Source organism: Micromonospora endolithica (assembly GCF_003626595.1).
Classification (GTDB): domain Bacteria; phylum Actinomycetota; class Actinomycetes; order Mycobacteriales; family Micromonosporaceae; genus Micromonospora; species Micromonospora endolithica.
The window spans coordinates 34,032-50,653 of sequence record NZ_RBAK01000004.1 but is presented as its reverse complement, the minus strand read 5'-3'; the positions used below and the strand labels follow the sequence as shown (position 1 = coordinate 50,653).

Here is a 16,622-nt window from a genome sequence, read left to right as displayed (position 1 = left end):
TCACCTATCGGTGCAGCAGACCCGTCGGATCGTGGGGGCAACTGTTGCAGGGGTGTACATCGGATGACGATGTTCATTGCTGGTTGTGGTGCCGACTAGCGTCGGCGACGTGGCTCCGAAGCTCTTGTGCGGCTGGGTCACCGAATTGCCGCAGGAGTTGCTGTGCCTCGCTCCAGACGTTGGAGGCGTCTGCGTGGCGTCCTGCTGCATCGTAGGCGTCACCCAGGTGTGCGAGTGCTACTGCCCGCAGCCAGTTGTCTGTGAGGTCGCGGTGCATCGTTGCGGCGTGGTGGTGGAATTCAGCGGCTTCGTTGTAGCGGTGGAGTTGCTGATAGGCCAAGCCGGTGGCGTCGAGCGCGGTGGCTTCGCGGCTTCGGTTGCCGAGGCGGCGTTGAAGGACGACCGCGCGTTGGTAGGAGGCGAGGGCCCCTTCTGGGTCGTCAAGGTCTTGCTGGATGCGGCCGAGTTCGATGAAGCCGACGGCGGTGATGACCTGGTCGTCGGTGTCGGAGGCGATCGCCAGGGTCTGGTTCGCGACGGTGCGTGCTTGTTCGAGCTGACCTACCTGCCGCAGCATGTCGCATTGCTTGACCAGGACGTCAATTTCAGACGCACGGTTACCGAGTTTCCGCATGGTTGCCGCTGCTGCCAGGCTGTGCTGCAGTGCCTCGGCGGGGCGTCGTAGTTCCAGCAGCGCCCAACCCACCAGGTGACTGGCGAAGGCCTCCTGATGCGGGTCCTCGAGTTGACGGGCCGCGGCGTGGGCTCGGCGGAACATCGTGAGGGCTTCATCGAGGCGTCGTAGGCGAAGGCACGCGAGGCCGGCGCCGCAGAGCGTTTCGGCTTCTCCTGCCAGGTCGCCGACTCGCCGTTGCAGGGCTATGGCCTGGGTGAGGTACTCGAGGGCCTCTCGGTGACGGTTGGCCTGGGTATGGGCTTTGCCGAGGCTGTAGAGAAGGAACGCCTCGGCTTCCTGGTCGTGCAGGTGTCGGACGGACGCTAGGCCGACTTCAGCGGTGGTGAGCCATTCCTGGATGGGGTGGCGGAAGTTGTAGATCTCGTGCAGCAGGGCGGGCAGCCGCCAAGCGTGCTCGTGCATACCGTGTGCGTTGGCAGCGCGGGTGGCGGCGACGAGGTTGGTGCGCTCGGCCTCGTACCAGGAGATGGCTTGCTCGTGCGTGGTGAATGTCGCGGGCGTGACTCCGTCGGGAGGTGGCGCGAGGTCGACGTGGGTGCGTCCGTACATGCTGGCGGTGATGGCATTGTTCGTGCTGTGGAGGTACCAGGAGATGATTCTGTCGAGGGCGGCGGCGCGCGATTCGCTGGTTTCGTCGTGGAGGACCTGATCGGCGGCGTACGCGCGGAGTAGGTCATGGAACTGGTATCGGTCGCGGGCCTTCTGTTCGAGCAGGTGCGCGCCGACCAGGACGTCGAGGATGCTGCGGGTGCGGTTGGTGGGCCTACCCGCTAGCGCTGCGGCGGCGTCGGTGCAGAAGTCCGGCCCTGGGTGTAGGCCGAGCAGGCGAAAGAGCGAGGCCGCGTCAGCGGGTAGGGCCTGGTAGGACCAGGCGAACACGCTACGGACTCCGCTGGCTTCGTCGTCGTCGCCGGCGGTCAGCAGGTCCCATAGGCCGGATTCGTCCCGGAGGTCTTGGATGAGGTCACCGAGGGCCTGGTGGGGGTAACGGGAGGCACGTTCGGCGGCGATGCGTAGGGCGAGCGGGAGCCGGGCGCACAGCTGGGCGAGTTCGGCGAGTTCCTGGGGGTCGTCTCCGCAGCGGTAACTGTCGGTGGTCAGTTGCAGGAGTTTGACGGCGTCGGGGTCGCTGAGGACGTCGAGAGTGAGGCGGCGCGCGCCGTCGCGAGCAACGAGTGTGGATAGTCGACTGCGGCTGGTGACGATGGTCAGGCAGCTGCCTGTGCCGGGCAGGAGTGGACGGACTGTGCTGACGTTGGCGGCGTTGTCGAGAACGACGAGTGCGCGGCGCTCAGCGAGCAGTGAGCGGTAGAGGTCGGTGCGACTGTCGGTGTCGGCGGGTATGTCGTCGTGCGGGACTCCGAGAGCGCGGAGAAAGCGTTCGAGGATGTCGTGGGGTTGGGCGGGCTGGCCGGGGTCGTAGCCGCGGAGGTTGGCGTAGAGCTGCCCATCGGGGAAGTGTTCGCGGACTTGGTGTGCCCAGTGCAGGGCGAGGGACGTCTTTCCCACGCCTGCGGTGCCAGCGATGACGACGATGACGGTGGGCGTTCTGGTATCGGCGCTTGACGCGAGCGAGGCACCAAGAGTTTGTAGATCCTCGGTGCGGTTGACGAAGTCGGGTACGCCAGGTGGCAGCAGCCGTGGGGTGGGTCCGGCGGGGTGGTGCGGGGCGTGGAAGTGGACTCCCCCGCTGACGCTTCCGGCTTGCACGACATCACGGGCCGCGCCGGAGAGCTCGGAGCGTGTCTGGTCGCCCGGCTCGGGATGCGCGTCATGCACGGTGTCCTCCCTGCGCTGCTGCTAGCGCCTCAGACGGGCTTGTGATGAAGGGCGGGCTGGGTCTGCAACAGGCCGTCGGTAAGCGCCACGATCCAGCCGCGGTTCAATCTCGCGGCGACGCGGCCCGGCGGGTATTGGTGCCGGCACCGCGAGGCGGCCGCCGCGCGCACTTGCATCGGGTGCTCGTCGTCGGTGTGCAGAACGAAGCCTAGTTGGCCAAAGCGGGCATGCAGGTGCAGAGCGTCGGCCACGGTTGCTGTGGCGGCGTCCAGGGTGCGCTCTTCTTCGGGCGGCTCGGGCCAGTAGGAGCCGCCCACCTGGTCCTGCTTGTGGAGGAAGTAGTGGTCCACGTCGTCCAAGAGGCGCTGCAGTGTACGAGGCGCGTGAGCCCAGAGTTTGAGGAAGATCTCGTCGAATCCGTCGTCAGGATCGCGGTCGAACGGTTCTTGAAGAAGGACGGGACCTTGGTCGAGCTCAGGGGTCATTTCGTGGATGCTCACACCGTTGAGCTGCGGGTAGTCAAACGTCAGGTACGCCAGCGGGTTGGGCCCGCGTCCCTCTGGCAGCATGGTGGGGTGAACATTGACCGCGTATCGGACGTTTAGCTCTTCGATCGGTATTCGGTACATGTACGCGGCGCACACCAGCAGGTCGACGTTGATGCCGTTGAGTTCGTCGATTCGCGCCGCACTCCAGCGGCCCGTCCAAACGGGTGTTTGTCGTGCTGCGGCGATGGCACGGACGTTGTCCGTTGGCTGGCCGCCAGGTTCGTCGGTGAGGACGAGCACGAGATCGACGTCCGCCCGCTGGGCCAGCATCTCCAGACATGAGGAGAAGAAGTCATGGCCAGCGTAGGCAACACGCAACCGCGTCATGGCGCGTCCTATCACTTGTGGGCGACCAAAGTTGTCCGCACAACTTATCGCTTGAGACCCCCGGGGCGCACGCCCGCTGCCGCAGATGAAGGCCGCTTTTCGCCCGCGACAGCCGGTGTCCACAGTCGAGGACGTGAAGAGTGAGCACTACCCGTGTTGTGTCAGATCCATCGATGAAAACCGAGGTTTTCACAGCATAACAGCAGGTCGCAGCCCCGAGCAGCACGCAGGTGGACCACCAAGACCTTGACTACGAAGGGTGACGCGACGGATACTTGGCTCACCCTCCACCAAGTCGCTCCCTATAGCGAGGACCTTGATGAAGCTGCGGCTGCTATATAGCACGTCTTCGTCCAGCTGCCCCACAATCTACATTGCGGAGGACGGCGATATCGTCGTTCAGGGCCTGCGGCTGGATCAGGAGACCGAAGGCGAACTGAACAATGTCCTGGCGGGCGAGACAGCCGTGAAGATCTCTCCTCAACTGCTGCTCGGTGCCGCCGCCGAGTATGAGCAACGCGGCCGTCAGTTGTCGTAGTCCGCCATTGCCGTCCACCGTCGGGCCTTATCACCACGGCATCCGTCATGGCTTCGCGGTCTGACACGCAACGACCCGCGAGGAGTCTAGTAAGACACGCGGCCGAGGTGGGCATCTTACCCACGAGGCCTGTCGGCACCGGGAGCGCAGAGTCTTCCTGCTGAAGTGCAGAAACACGCTCGAATTCCCTCTGCCGATTACACTCTCACGGCTATTCAGCCGAAGGTGACAGGTCCGGAGAAGTCCCTCCCCTGGATGGCCGATCCCGACACCCTGCCGGTGATGGTGTTACTCACCTGGGGCGGATTCAGCGCAGCCGCAGCCTGCGTGAGAACAGCGTCGAGATCCGAAGCGAATCGCGGGTCGTTGTTGCCGCGGCGCGTCAGCACCTCTGCAAGCCGTTCAGCGACCACAGGATCCGCGGACGTCGCTTCCAGCGCCGCAAGCTCACGCTCACCGGACGGCACGAGGGGCGAGCCATCGTCGTCGATATCGGACGACGGACGGTGCACCAGCGCCGTCAATGCGGTCCACGCCTGCCGACCCAACTCTCCACCGGCGCCGCTCGCCAGGGCCGCTAGCACAGCTGCTGAAACCACGTCCATATCCGCCTCCGAGTCCTCAGCGCGTCGAAGGGCCGCCTCATGTCAGGGAGCGGCGCTCGTACAGAACAGACCAGCCTCGTCCAGAGTAGAGACATCGACGCTGCTCAGCGACTGGCATTCACGTCCCTGCGAGCGCCACAGGCAGGCGCTAAGCCTTCACCGATCCATCCGGCGCCCTGAAAGGCGCCACGGCCAGGTCGCGATGCAGCTGGCTCCAGTAACGCAACCAGGAACACCTGATCACCAATGCCGTCTCCGGTGGCGTCAGCGGGTCGCTGGCGCAGACGCGTGACGTTCATGGCGGTATCTCTTTCGGCGGACGCACCGAGTACCGCCGTCCGCCGGCTAACCAGCCTCGCGGCGGTCTGCTCGCCCCGGGGCGGCGCAGAATTGCCGGGCTTCGATGAGCAAATCCAACCCTTGGCCAAAGGTCGCCAGTTTCAGGACGAACCAGAGCTGTTCTCGCCCAATACAGCGCCGGTGACCGGGTTGGCGGGGCGGGTGACGGTGGATCGTTCGGCGCCGAGGTCTCCGTGCCGTAAGTGGATCTTCGAGCTTATGTGGTGGTGAGCTGCGCGCGGGCCTGCATCAGCGCGAACCCGAGGAGGTTACGCCCGCGCCATTGGGCCGGGTCGTGCGCGCGGGGGTCGCGGACGGACAGGCCGATGCCCCAGACTCGGTCGACCGGGCTGGCTTCCACGAGTACCCGGCCGGCGGTGCGGGACAGGTACCGCGCGAGGTCAGGGTGCTGGCGGAACTTGGCTACGTTCCCGGCGACCACCACGTCGAAGCAGCGTGCGTCCCAGGTGGCCTGGTCGAAGTCGCTGACCTGTCGGCCCAGGGCCTTGACCGCACCCGGGTGCGGCGCGGCGAGCATCTGCGCGACTATCGCATCGTCGCCGAACAGGCGGGCCTTGCCGACCATCATGTAGTGCTCGGCGGTGGCGTACCGGATCCCGTCCACCACGAACGGGGCGGGCCACCACTGGCTCAGGCACCCCGGCCCGATGCTGCCGTCCGGTTGGGGCTGGTGGCCCCAGAAGAACAGGTACTTGACCCGGCCGCCGGCAGCGGCGAGCGCCTGCAGCTCGGGCAGGCTGCGCGGCGGGCAGGCCGGGTCGGGCATGTCGGCCAGGGTGCCAGAAACGGGTGGTCACCCGCTATCCGGTTTACCCGCCGGTGGTGATCACTTGACGACGTGGAACTGGGGGTGGGTGATCCACGCAGCCATTGCCTGCGCGTCGAGGTAGACGGCGTCATCGACACGGACGCAGCGGCCCACACCACACAGGTGGTCGAGCAGATCCGTCGAGGGTCGATCGTGGAACTCGACGAACACCCAGCCGTCGCAGCGCCGTGCCACTCGTTGGGCCACCCGGGCCAGGACGGGTCGGCCGGCGAGATCGCTGACGAAGATGTGGATGCCGATGTCGCATCGCATCTGCCTCCCGGTAGCTCGCAGCACGAGCTGAAGCTCTTCGGGATCGATCTCGACGTCCGGCTTCTGCAGGTCGTAGCCGAAGGGCAGGCCATCGGCGCAGTGCCAGTAGCTCGGGTCGGGTCCGTACCGGGTCAGCCCCTCGGCGAACATCTCCTCGATGAGGATCGGCTCGACACGCTCAACGGTGTACGGACTCAGAACCTGCAAGGCTGTGCCACCCATGGGCAAGAAGTAGACAGCATCCGACCTCGCCGCCACCAGGCGATGGAGTACGACCCGGAAGCCTGACGACGCTTGAGGCTCTCGATGATGTTGGTGGTGTAGAGGACCTTGCGGACCTCGTGGTCGTAGTCCAAGAGGGGTACGAACTGCGGCCAGGAGGTGCGCCAGAGCCGGATCACGGCCGGGTACTGGTCGCCGAACTGCGTGGCGAACTCCTCGAACCGGGCCTCGGCAGCCGCGACGGTCGGAGCCGTGTAGATGTCCCGCAGGGCGGGGGTGATCTTCTGCCAGTCCTTGCGGTTGGTGTAGCGCAGGCTGGCGCGCACGAGGTGCACGACGCACTGCTGGTGCACCGCCTGCGGCCAGACCTGCTCGATGGCGTCGGTCATGCCCTTGAGGCCGTCGGAGCAGACCATGAACACGTCCTCGACGCCGTGGTTGCGGAGTTCGGTGAGGTAGCCGGCCCACTGCTTGGCGCCCTCCCCGCCGGTCCCGGCCCACATACCGAGTACGTCGCGTTCCCCGTCGAGACTGATCCCGACCACGACGTAGACGGGCCGGTTCGCGACCTGCCCCTGGCGGATCTTCATCACCAGAGCGTCGATGAACACCACCGGATAGACCCGGTCCAGGGACCGTTGCCGCCAGGCATCCATCTCCTCCAGCACGCTGTCGGTGACCCGGCTGATCAACTCCCGGGACACGTCGGCGTCGTACACATCCGCCAGATGCGCGGAGATCTCCCCGGTGGTCAACCCCTGGCATACAGCGACAGGATCGCCTCCGGCGCTGGCGTCCGTCGCGGTGACCGACGCGGGCGGCTGGACCGGTCGACCATCCCTGCCACGCCCTCGGCCCGGTAGCGGTCGGCCCACCGCTTCGCCGTCGTGGGGCTCACCTGGAACCGCTCAGCGGCCCGGCGAAGCGGTCAGCCATCGTCCACCACACAGCGGGCCAGGCGCAGCCTGCCGGTCTCCGACAACGGGGCATTACGGTGGGGCACGAGGACCTCCTCGGGTCAGGTGCGGCTGTCTGGTAGCTCCACACCTACTCGGGAGGTCCTCACCCATTCAAGATCCCGGACGCGTCACCAACGTCCATGGACAGAACACCTAGGGGTCGGCAGGGGTAGTGGCGGACCGGCGCCGGCCATACGTTCACCCGCACGTTCTTTCTTCCGACGACCCGGAGGGACCGTGCACATGGGGAGACCACTGTCCGTCGTCGGTGTGATCGGGCTCGGCACCGTCGGCTCGGCTCTCACCGCGCTGCTGTCTCGCGCCGGTGTGCGGGTCGTGGCCGTCGAGGGCGGCCGGCAGGCACTCCGGGCGGCCCGGGACCGGCTCGGGCCGATTGAGAACGTCGTCTGCGCCGAGGAACTGCCGTCTACTGTGGACATTGTCATCGAGGCACTGCCGGAATCGGCGGCGCTGAAGACCAAGGTACTCCGCCGGGTGCACGCCCGCTGCGCGCCGGAGACCGTCTTCGTCACCACCACGACCGGGCACTCGGTCGCCGACATCGCCGCCGGGTCCGGCCGCCCGGACCGCACGCTCGGCCTGCACTGGGGCGAGCCCTCCCCGGCGCCGGACGGTCTTGTGCTGGAGCTGGTGCGCGCGCCGGGCACCGGCGAGTTCGCCGTGGCCCGGGCCGGCGAGCTGATCCGGCTGCTCGGCGGCACCGCAGTCAGGACCGGCGGGGTGGGCGGCGCGCTCATCCTCGGCCTACTCAACGGTGCCGCCCGGATGTACGACGACGGGTACGCCGGCGGCGCTGACATCGACACCGCGATGAGGCTCGGCTGCGGGCTGCCGGTCGGCCCGCTGGCCCGGCTCGACCGGATCGGCCTGGACACCGCGCGCGACAGCCTGCGTGCCCTGCACGACCGGACCGGCGACGACACGTTCGCCCCCGCCCCCGTCCTGGATCGCCTGATCGGCGCGGGCCGGCTCGGCCTCAAGATCGGCCGCGGCTTCCACAGCTACCCCGCGGCCGAGGCGCGGCCCATGGCTGAGGTCCCGCCGGGACGACCCGTGCGGCGGATCGGGATCGTCGGCTCCGGGCAGATGGCAAGCGGCATCGCCGAGGTCTGTGCCCGGGCGGGCCTGCCCACCACCGTGGTCGGCCGGACGGAGCCGCGGGTCAAAGAGGCGCTCGCCGCGGTCGAGGCCTCGCTGGACCGGCGGGTCCGCCGCGGAAAGGTCACCCCGCGGGAGCTCGCCGCGGTCATGGACCGGCTCACCGGCGCCACGGAGCTCGACGCACTCGGCGACTGCGACCTGGTGGTCGAGGCGGTGGTCGAGGACCTGACGGTCAAGCGGGCCGTCTTCGGCCGGCTCGACCGGGCGACCCCGCCCGGCACCGTGCTCGCCACCACCACGTCGTCGCTGCCCGTACTCGCGTGCGCGACCGCCACCGGCCGCCCGGCAGACGTGGTCGGCATGCACTTCTTCAATCCGGCGCCGGTGATGCGGCTGGTCGAGGTTGCCCCGACGCGGCTCACCGCACCGGCCGTGACCGCGACCGCGCACGCCCTCGCCACCGCGCTGGGCAAGCACGCGATCGGCTGCGGCGACCGGACGGGGTTCATCGTCAACGCACTCCTGATCCCGTACCTGAACCACGCGGTGCGGCTGCACCAGGACGGCCGGGCCGGGGTTGACGACATCGACGCGATCATGACCGAGGGCTACGGCATGCCGGTCGGCCCGCTGGCCCTGCTCGACCTGATCGGTCTGGACGTCGCGCTGGCCATCCAGCAGCGGCTGTACGCGGCCTCCCCGGAACCCCGGCTGGCACCCGCCACCCTGCTCACCGACCTCGTCGCGGCCGGCCATCTCGGCCGCAAGACCGGGCACGGCTTCCGCACACACACCGACGGGGAGACGGCGTCATGACCATCCTGGCCCACGAGGGGCAAGCCCTCACCGACCTGCGCGACCCGCGGCTGCGGCTCTCGCTGCTGCTCGACTCCGGCCCGGGGCACGAGCCCTGGGTCACGCTGCCCGGCGACGAGTGCGGCGTGGTGGCGGTGCAGGGCCGGATCAGCGGCGCGCCGGTCGTCGCCTACTGCACCGACGCGACCCGGGCCGGCGGCTCGCTCAGCACGGCGGAGGCCGACCGGATCATCGATGCGATCGAGCTGGCGGTCCGCCGGGACGCGCCGGTGATCGGACTCTGGCACTCCGGCGGGGCGAAACTCGGCGACGGCGTCGAGTCGATGGACGCCGTCGGCCGCATGTTCGCCGCCATGACCCGGGCGTCCGGGAGGGTTCCGCAGATCTCGGTGGTGCTCGGCCCGGCGGCTGGCGCGGCCGCCTACGGCCCGGCACTGACCGACATCGTGATCATGGCCGGTGGCGCCCGGGTCTTCGTCACCGGCCCGGAGGTGGTGCGCAGCGTGACCGGCGAGCAGATCGACATGGCGGAGCTGGGCGGCAGCGACGCGCACGGGCGCCGGTCGGGCGTCGCGCACCTAACCGTGGACACCGAAGTGGATGCCTGCGCCCGGGCGCGGACTCTCACCACACTGCTCAGCCGGCCCTTGGCCGACTGCCCCGTCCCCGTCGTCGGCACGCCGCTGGGCGACCTGCTGCCCGAGTCGCCGCGCCGCGCCTACGACGTACGCCCGCTGGTCCGGGCGATCCTCGACGACGGCACCGGCTTCGAGGAGCTGCAGCCGCGCTGGGCACCCAACATGGTGATCGGTCTCGGCCGGCTCGCCGGGCGGACCGTCGGAGTGCTGGCGAACAACCCACTCCGCAAGGGCGGCTGCCTCGACTCGCTCTCGGCCGAGAAGGCGGCGCGGTTCGTCCGGATGTGCGACTCGTTCGGCGTACCGCTACTGGTGCTGGTGGACGTTCCCGGCTATCTGCCCGGGGTCGACCAGGAGTGGGAAGGGGTGGTGCGCCGCGGCGCCAAGCTGCTGCACGCCTTCGCCGAGGCGTCCGTGCCGCGGGTCACGCTGATCGTCCGGAAGTCGTACGGCGGCGCGTACATCGCGATGAACTCCCGGTCGCTCGGCGCCACCGCGGTGTTCGCCTGGCCACAGGCGGAGGTGGCGGTCATGGGCGCCGAGGCCGCTGTCGGCATCCTGCACCGCCGGCCGCTGGCCGCCGCCCGGGAGGATGAGCGGCCCGGTCTGCTGGCCCGGCTGACCGAGGAGCATCAGCGCACCACCGGAGGGGTCGGCCGGGCGCTGGGGCTCGGTGTGGTGGACGCGGTGATCGCCCCCGGGGAGACCCGCGACCGGCTCGCCCGAGCCTTCGCGGTAGCCCCCGCCGGGCGCGGGCGGCACGGGAACATCCCGCTCTAGTGCGATGTCCACATCGCGGGGTGGTGGTTAGGGGAGTCTAGGGGCTAACTGCGGTTCCGGGCCGTGGCTATCGTTCGTTGCCACGACGCCGCTCGTTAGCGGGGATTCCCAGCAGGAGGCGGGACAATTCATGGAATTCGAGCTGTCAGCCGGACAACGCAAACTGTACGACGAAATCCACGACCAGGTTGCCGAACGGCTGGGGAACACGGCGGCGGCAACCGGGGTGAAGCAGGCCCGGGCCGCCTTCGCTGCCGCCGCGGCCACCGGGGTGACCGGGCTCTGCCTGCCGACCGGATCCGGCGGGGCCGGCCTGGGCGCGTTGGACACCGCTCTCGGCCTGGAGGCGTTCGGCCGGGCGTGCCCGGAGACCGGGCTCACCTTCGCCGTCGCGGCGCACCTGCTGGCATGCGCGGTGCCGATCCGGGACCACGCCACCGACACTGTGCGTGAACGCCTGCTGAGCGGCCTGGCCGCCGGGAAGATCATCGCTGCCAACGCGATGTCCGAGGACGAGGCCGGCTCGGACGTCGGCGCACTCACCGTGACCGCCCGCGCGGACGGCGGCGCCTACGTCATCGACGGTGAGAAGTCCTGGGCCAGCAACGCCCCGATCGCTGACTTGATCGTCACCTACGCGGTGACCGATCCGCGGGCCGGTTTCCTCGGCGTGTCGGCCTTCGCGGTTCCCCGAGACTTGCCGGGCGTCGCCGTCGGCGAGCCGTTGGACAAGCTGGGCCTGGCCGGTTGCCTGGCCGGCCGGGTGCGGTTTGACGGATGCCGCGTCCCCCGCGAGTACCTTCTCGGCGCCGAGGGTCAGGGCTCCGCCCTCTTCCAGCACTCCATGGCCTGGGAACGGGCGTGCCTGTTCGCCATCTACGTCGGGCTGATGGATCGTCAGCTGGCGATGTGCGTGCGCCACGCCGGGCGGCGCCGCCAGTTCGGGCGGCGCATCGGCGAGTTCCAGGCCGTCTCGCACCGGATCGCCACGATGAAGCAGCGGCTGGAGGGCGCCCGCCTGCTGCTGTACCGGGCTTGCTGGCTGCTCGATCGCGGCCGCGACCACGTGGAGGCCGCGGCCCTGTCGAAGGTTGCGGTCAGCGAGGCCGTGGTGGCGAACAGCCTAGATGCGTTCCAGATCTTCGGCAGTGCCGGTTACCTCACCGGCAGCGGCGTCGCCGAACAGGTGCGCGACAGCCTACCGAGCTCGTTGTTCTCGGGCACGAACGAAATTCAGCGGGAACTGATCGCGAAAGGTCTGGGACTGTGAATCTCCATCACCTGGTGATCGACTCGGCCGCCAAGTTCCCCGACAAGATCGCCGTGGTGGCGGCCGACGGCGAGCTCAGGTATGCCGACCTGGACCGGCGGGCCGACAGCATGGCGCATACGTTGCGTGCCGCCGGGGTCGGCCGCGGCGACCGGGTCGTGGTGTGGAGCGGGAAGAGCACCGCCGTCATCATCGCGATGCAGGCCGTGCTGCGGCTGGGAGCTGCGTACGTCCCCGCCGACGGCAACTCTCCGGTGGCCCGCGTCACCGGCCTGGCCCGGGACTGCTCGGCCCGGCTGGTGCTGAGCACCGGCGACCGGCTGGCCGCGCTCACTGCGGCGGGCGTGGCCTGCCATGACCTCCTCATCGGCGACGATGGACCGGCGGAACCGGTCAACGTGGCGATGGAGGCGGACGACCTCGCCTACATCCTCTACACCTCGGGGTCCACCGGCGTCCCGAAAGGCGTGTGCATCAGCCACCGCAACGCGACGGCCTTCGTGGACTGGGCGGTCGACGTGCTCGGCGCGTCGCCGCAGGACCGGTTCTCCAATCAGGCCCCACTGACGTTCGACCTGTCGGTACTCGACCTCTACGCCGCGTTCGCGGTCGGAGCCTCGGTGCACCTGGCGCCCGTCGAGCTCGCGTACGTCCCCACCCAGCTCGTCGAGTTCCTGTACGACCACCAGATCACCGTCTGGTACTCGGTGCCGTCGGCGCTGACGATGATGATCCGTCTGGGCGGACTGCTCGACCGGCCGGCGCCCTCCCATCTGCGCGCGATCCTGTTCGCCGGCGAACCGTTCCCCATCGGCCAGGTGCGCGCCCTGGCCGGGTGGACCGACGCGCGGCTGCTCAACCTTTACGGGCCGACCGAGACGAACGTCTGCACGTGGCACGAGGTGGTCGCCGCAGACCTGGAACGCGACCGGCCGGTGCCGATCGGGACGGCCAGCTGCGGCGACCGGGTCTGGGCGCAACGCGCCGACGGAGCGCCCGGCGTCCCCGGCGATGAGGGGGAGCTTCTGGTCGAGGGGCCCACCGTGATGCTCGGCTACTGGGGCCGCCCGGCGCAGGCGGGCCCGTACCGGACCGGCGACGTGGTCCGGGTGCTGCCCGGCGGCGCCTTCGACTACATCGGCCGGCGCGACCACATGGTGAAGGTCCGTGGGCATCGCATCGAGCTGGGCGAGGTGGAGGCCGCGCTGACCGCCCACCCGGATGTCGCCGAGGCGGCGGCGCTGGTCACCGGCCATGGCGCGGACTCCCGGCTGGTGGCCTGTGTGGTGGGCCGGGACGGGCGCGAACCGGGCCCGCTGCAGCTACGCCGCCACTGTGCCGAGCGGCTCGCGCGGTACATGCTCGCCGACGAGTTCATCAGCGTCGCTGAGCTGCCCCGCACGCCCAACGGCAAGGTCGATCGCAGAGTCCTCGCCACCCGCATCAACGACAGGGACGACCGCCGCGAACCCGGCTAGTATCAACGCCGTTTAGTTAGGGCGGTGGCTGGTTCGTCAAGGGTCGATGGTGATGACGTCGATGCTGGTGGTGGCCTTGTAGGTGCGGCGGTCGATGTGGGGTCCGCGGGCCTGGTACTTGGAGTTCGAGCGTTTGATCATGCGGGTTTTCGTCCGGACGCGGCGGTCGGGCAGCAGGGTCGTCAGGACCGCTTGGCCGATGACGCCGACCAGGTCGATCACGGTGTCGGCGATAAACGCCGGCGGCGTGCACGACCTGGTCGCGGGCGGTGTTGAGGGCGGTGGTGAAGCTGACCCGGTCCGGGTCGAGGCCGGCCGGCTGTCGGTGGCGTCGACCATGACGGTGCGGAGCAGTTGGTAGACGATCAGCAGAGCGTGGATCTCCTGATCGACACCGTCGGGGGTGCGGGCGCGTAGGACCCGGCCGCCGAGGATGGTGGACTTGAGTTCGAGGTAGGCGGTCTCGATCTCCCAGCGCTGGTGGTAGAGCCGGACGAGGTCGGCGGCCGGGTAGTGACGCGGGTCGAGCAGGGTGGTGATCAGCCGGTAGTCACCGGTGTGGCTGCCGGCCGTGGTGGTGATGCTGATTCTGGCTTCGATGACGTGGACGGCCTGGCCGCCGATGACCGACAGCCAGGATCCGTCGCGGTTGCGGCGGATCATCGGGAGTTTCCGGCTGGTCTTGCAGCGGATCAGCAGGTCGGCTCCGGTGGCGGTGACCGCGGTGATCAGGTCGGCCGCGGCGTAGTTGCGGTCGGCTAGGAGCAGCATCCCGGCCGGCAGGCTGCGGGCCAGCCGCCGTGCTTGGACGGTCTCGCCGGTGGTGATCGGGTCGAACACCGCGTCGATGACCGAGCGGGTGCCGCAGGCCAGCAGCGCACTCAGCCGCAGTGTCGGGTAGCCGGAACCGCCGTGGTCACATCGTTGTTTGACGTAGTGGCGCAGGTTGGCCGTGGAGTCTGCGACGGCGATCATGGTGCCGTCGACGACGACCGGCAGCAGACCACGCCACCGCACCGCGGCGACAGCGCCGGTGGCCGCCCGGCCGCGCAGCAGGTCGAACAAGGCCCGTAACGGGGCCGGGCCGAGTCGTTGCCGGGCCTGTCGCAGGGCGCTCCCGCTGGGATCGGGCACCGGTAGCCCACGTAGGCCGGCGATCAGCTTCGCCCGCATCTGCCGGTAGCCGCAATCGGCGAACAGGCAGCCGGCCAGCAGCAGATACACCACGACCCGGGCCGGCAACAACCGGACACGTTGCTGCGTACGCCGGGTCGCGGCCAGGACGTCATCGACCATCTCGAACGGAACGAGGCGGGTCAATTCACCGAGGTTACCGGCCGCGAAAGGCCCGGCGGCTACCGTGACCGTACGGGTTACGGCAATCTGATCCACCGAGCGGGGTTCCTGGTTCGGGTTGTCTTGGAGTGACAAACCTTGATACCGGAACCCCGCTTCTCACACCCGATCAACACACCCCTTGACCAGCCACGTCCAACTGAACGGCGTTGCTACTCGACCCGGGCCGGCTTGAGCGGCTGCCACCAGGCGGCATTGTCCTTGTACCACTGCACGGTCGCGGCCAGCCCGGACTTGAGGGTCGTCGCGGGCCGGTAGCCGACCTCGGCGGTGGCCTTGCCGTAGTCCAGGTCGTACCGGAAGTCGTGGCCTTTGCGATCGGCCACCTGCCGCACCATCGACCAGTCCTTGCCCATGATCTCCAACAGGGTCTCGGTCAGCTGCCGGTTGGTCAGCGGGGTGCCGCCGCCGATGTTGTAGACCTCCCCGGCCCGGCCGTGCTCGGCGACCAGGGCCACGCCCCGGCAGTGGTCGGCCACGTGCAGCCAGTCGCGGACGTTGCGGCCGTCACCGTAGAGCGGCACGGTCGCGCCCTCCAGCAGGTTCGTCACGAACAGCGGGATGACCTTCTCCGGAAACTGGTAGGGGCCGTAGTTGTTCGAGGCCCGGGTGATGCACGTGTCCAGGCCGTGCGTCACGTGAAACGCGCGGACCATCAGATCGGACGCGGCCTTCGACGCGGAGTACGGCGAGTTCGGCTCCAGCGGGTAATCCTCGGTCCACGCCCCGGTCTCGATCGACCCGTACACCTCGTCCGTCGAGACGTGCACGAACCGGCCGACGCCCGCGACGCACGCGGCGGTCAGCAGCGTATGGGTGCCCGCGACGTTGGTGCGGACGAAGGCGTCCGCGTCGGTGATCGAACGATCCACATGCGACTCGGCGGCGAAGTGCACGACCAGGTCAACGCCGCGCATCACGTCGTTCATTAGCGCGGCGTCGCAGATGTCGCCCCGCACGAAGCGCATCGCGGGATGGCCGGCCACTGGCGTGAGGTTCGCCAGGTTGCCGGCGTAGGTGAGCTTGTCGACCACGATGACGTCCGAACCGGTGAGCCCGTACGCGCCGGCGATCAGCTCGCGGACGAAGTGGCTGCCGATGAATCCCGCGCCGCCGGTGACCAGGATTCGCATATCAGGCTCCCGTCGCGAGCAGGTCGGCACGATACTCGGCGGCGACGTTCATCACGTACTGGCCGTACGGGGAACTACCCTGCGTGAGGCCGAGCCGGTAGCAGCTCTCGTGGTCGATGAAGCCCATCCGCAGCGCAATCTCCTCGAGGCAGGCGATCCGCACGCCCTGCCGCTGCTCCATCGTCTGCAGGTAGTGCGACGCCTGCAGGAGCGAGTCCGGGGTGCCGGTGTCCAGCCAGGCGAAGCCGCGGCCCAGGTCGACCAGCCGGGCCTTGCCGCGCTGCAGATAGACCTGGTTCACCGCGGTGATCTCCAGCTCGCCGCGAGCCGACGGCTTGACCGAGCGGGCAATCTCCACCACGTCCCGGTCGTAGAAGTAGAGCCCGGTGATCGCCCGGTTCGAGCGCGGCTTCTCCGGCTTCTCCTCGATCGAGATCAGCCGGCCGGTCTCGTCGGTCTCGCCGACGCCGTACCGGTCCGGGTCCGGCACGGTGTAGCCGAACAGCACGCAGCCGTCCAGGCCGGCCACGTTCTCCTGGAGCAGGTTCGCGAAGCCGTGCCCGTGGAAGATGTTGTCGCCGAGGATCAACGCCACGTCGTCGTCGCCGATGTGCTCCGCACCGATGGTGAACGCCTCGGCCAGCCCGTGCGGCCCGTCCTGGCGGGCATAGCTGATCCGCAGGCCCAGGTTCGAGCCGTCGCCCAGCAGGCGCTCGAACAGCGGCAGGTCGCGCGGCGTCGAGATGAGCAGGATCTCCCGCACCTCGGCCAGCATCAGCACGGACAGCGGGTAGTAGATCATGGGTTTGTCGTACACCGGCAGCAGTTGCTTCGAGATTGGGAACGTCGCCGGGTGCAGGCGCGATCCCGTGCCGCCCGCCAGGATGATGCCTTTCACCGAGGACTCCTCAGG

General features: G+C 68.9%; 14 protein-coding genes and 1 pseudogene. 5 read left to right on the top strand and 10 right to left on the bottom strand.

Annotated features, from left to right (window positions below; all coding sequences use genetic code 11):
* Positions 1–73 precede the first annotated feature (73 nt).
* On the bottom strand, positions 74–2,476 hold the full coding sequence (locus D7223_RS12090; RefSeq protein WP_120728280.1) for an ATP-binding protein: 2,403 nt from the start codon (positions 2,474–2,476) through the stop codon (positions 74–76).
* Between the two features lie 29 nt (positions 2,477–2,505).
* Complete coding sequence (locus D7223_RS12085; RefSeq protein WP_120728278.1) at positions 2,506–3,351, bottom strand: formyltransferase family protein; 846 nt, start codon at positions 3,349–3,351, stop codon at positions 2,506–2,508.
* Positions 3,352–3,670: 319 nt separating this feature from the next.
* On the opposite strand from D7223_RS12085, the gene D7223_RS12080 reads away from it, so the two are divergent.
* Positions 3,671–3,889 carry a hypothetical protein gene (locus D7223_RS12080; RefSeq protein WP_120728276.1) on the top strand — a complete coding sequence of 73 codons (219 nt, stop codon included), beginning with the start codon at positions 3,671–3,673 and terminating at the stop codon, positions 3,887–3,889.
* Positions 3,890–4,104: 215 nt separating this feature from the next.
* Here the strand turns inward: D7223_RS12080 and D7223_RS12075 are convergent, their stop codons facing one another.
* From D7223_RS12075 to D7223_RS12055, 5 genes and pseudogenes are all read right to left on the bottom strand, one after another.
* Positions 4,105–4,413, bottom strand: coding sequence for a hypothetical protein (locus D7223_RS12075; RefSeq protein ID WP_147442470.1), 309 nt, complete (start codon positions 4,411–4,413; stop codon positions 4,105–4,107).
* 637 nt (positions 4,414–5,050) lie between these two features.
* A complete protein-coding gene (locus tag D7223_RS12070; RefSeq protein ID WP_120728273.1) occupies positions 5,051–5,620 on the bottom strand; it encodes an NADAR family protein in 570 nt (189 codons plus the stop codon).
* A 60-nt stretch (positions 5,621–5,680) separates the two neighbouring features.
* Entirely contained in the window at positions 5,681–6,157 is a 477-nt protein-coding gene (locus D7223_RS12065) for a hypothetical protein (protein WP_120728271.1), read from the bottom strand.
* A complete protein-coding gene (locus D7223_RS12060) occupies positions 6,130–6,912 on the bottom strand; it encodes an IS256 family transposase (RefSeq protein WP_238161850.1) in 783 nt (260 codons plus the stop codon). Before D7223_RS12060 ends, D7223_RS12065 begins: the two co-directional genes overlap by 28 nt.
* 35 nt (positions 6,913–6,947) lie before the next feature.
* Positions 6,948–7,160: pseudogene (locus D7223_RS12055) on the bottom strand (helix-turn-helix domain-containing protein); the annotation flags it as partial.
* A 199-nt stretch (positions 7,161–7,359) separates the two neighbouring features.
* Between D7223_RS12055 and D7223_RS12050 the strand changes: the two are divergent.
* From D7223_RS12050 to D7223_RS12035, 4 genes are all read left to right on the top strand, one after another.
* A complete protein-coding gene (locus tag D7223_RS12050) occupies positions 7,360–9,054 on the top strand; it encodes a 3-hydroxyacyl-CoA dehydrogenase family protein (RefSeq protein ID WP_120728269.1) in 1,695 nt (564 codons plus the stop codon).
* The gene (locus D7223_RS12045) at positions 9,051–10,472 is read left to right on the top strand and encodes an acyl-CoA carboxylase subunit beta (RefSeq protein ID WP_120728267.1); all 1,422 of its coding nucleotides are present in this window, start codon (positions 9,051–9,053) and stop codon (positions 10,470–10,472) included. The genes D7223_RS12050 and D7223_RS12045 overlap by 4 nt, the downstream gene beginning before the upstream one ends.
* Positions 10,473–10,602: 130 nt before the next feature.
* Positions 10,603–11,742: an acyl-CoA dehydrogenase family protein gene (locus tag D7223_RS12040; RefSeq protein ID WP_120728265.1), complete on the top strand. Its 1,140-nt coding sequence runs from the start codon at positions 10,603–10,605 to the stop codon at positions 11,740–11,742.
* Positions 11,739–13,220: an amino acid adenylation domain-containing protein gene (locus D7223_RS12035; RefSeq protein ID WP_120728263.1), complete on the top strand. Its 1,482-nt coding sequence runs from the start codon at positions 11,739–11,741 to the stop codon at positions 13,218–13,220. The genes D7223_RS12040 and D7223_RS12035 overlap by 4 nt, the downstream gene beginning before the upstream one ends.
* Positions 13,221–13,256: 36 nt before the next feature.
* Here the strand turns inward: D7223_RS12035 and D7223_RS12030 are convergent, their stop codons facing one another.
* From D7223_RS12030 to rfbA, 3 genes are all read right to left on the bottom strand, one after another.
* Positions 13,257–14,540, bottom strand: a complete 1,284-nt coding sequence (locus D7223_RS12030; RefSeq protein ID WP_238161847.1) for an IS4 family transposase — start codon at positions 14,538–14,540, stop codon at positions 13,257–13,259.
* Positions 14,541–14,728: 188 nt separating this feature from the next.
* Positions 14,729–15,709 (bottom strand): dTDP-glucose 4,6-dehydratase, encoded by a 981-nt coding sequence (rfbB, locus tag D7223_RS12025; RefSeq protein ID WP_120728261.1) that lies wholly within the window; start codon positions 15,707–15,709, stop codon positions 14,729–14,731.
* A 1-nt stretch (position 15,710) separates the two neighbouring features.
* Positions 15,711–16,607 (bottom strand): glucose-1-phosphate thymidylyltransferase RfbA, encoded by an 897-nt coding sequence (gene rfbA, locus D7223_RS12020; protein ID WP_120728259.1) that lies wholly within the window; start codon positions 16,605–16,607, stop codon positions 15,711–15,713.
* Positions 16,608–16,622 lie beyond the last annotated feature (15 nt).

What these genes read in the sequence shown, in the direction of transcription:
- rfbB (WP_120728261.1), bottom strand. Translation starts at nt 15,709, where the DNA reads ATGCGAATCCTGGTCACCGGCGGCGCGGGATTCATCGGCAGCCACTTC.
- D7223_RS12045 (WP_120728267.1), top strand. Translation starts at nt 9,051, where the DNA reads ATGACCATCCTGGCCCACGAGGGGCAAGCCCTCACCGACCTGCGCGAC.
- D7223_RS12065 (WP_120728271.1), bottom strand. Translation starts at nt 6,157, where the DNA reads ATGGGTGGCACAGCCTTGCAGGTTCTGAGTCCGTACACCGTTGAGCGT.
- D7223_RS12085 (WP_120728278.1), bottom strand. Translation starts at nt 3,351, where the DNA reads ATGACGCGGTTGCGTGTTGCCTACGCTGGCCATGACTTCTTCTCCTCA.
- D7223_RS12080 (WP_120728276.1), top strand. Translation starts at nt 3,671, where the DNA reads ATGAAGCTGCGGCTGCTATATAGCACGTCTTCGTCCAGCTGCCCCACA.
- D7223_RS12070 (WP_120728273.1), bottom strand. Translation starts at nt 5,620, where the DNA reads ATGCCCGACCCGGCCTGCCCGCCGCGCAGCCTGCCCGAGCTGCAGGCG.
- D7223_RS12050 (WP_120728269.1), top strand. Translation starts at nt 7,360, where the DNA reads ATGGGGAGACCACTGTCCGTCGTCGGTGTGATCGGGCTCGGCACCGTC.
- D7223_RS12040 (WP_120728265.1), top strand. Translation starts at nt 10,603, where the DNA reads ATGGAATTCGAGCTGTCAGCCGGACAACGCAAACTGTACGACGAAATC.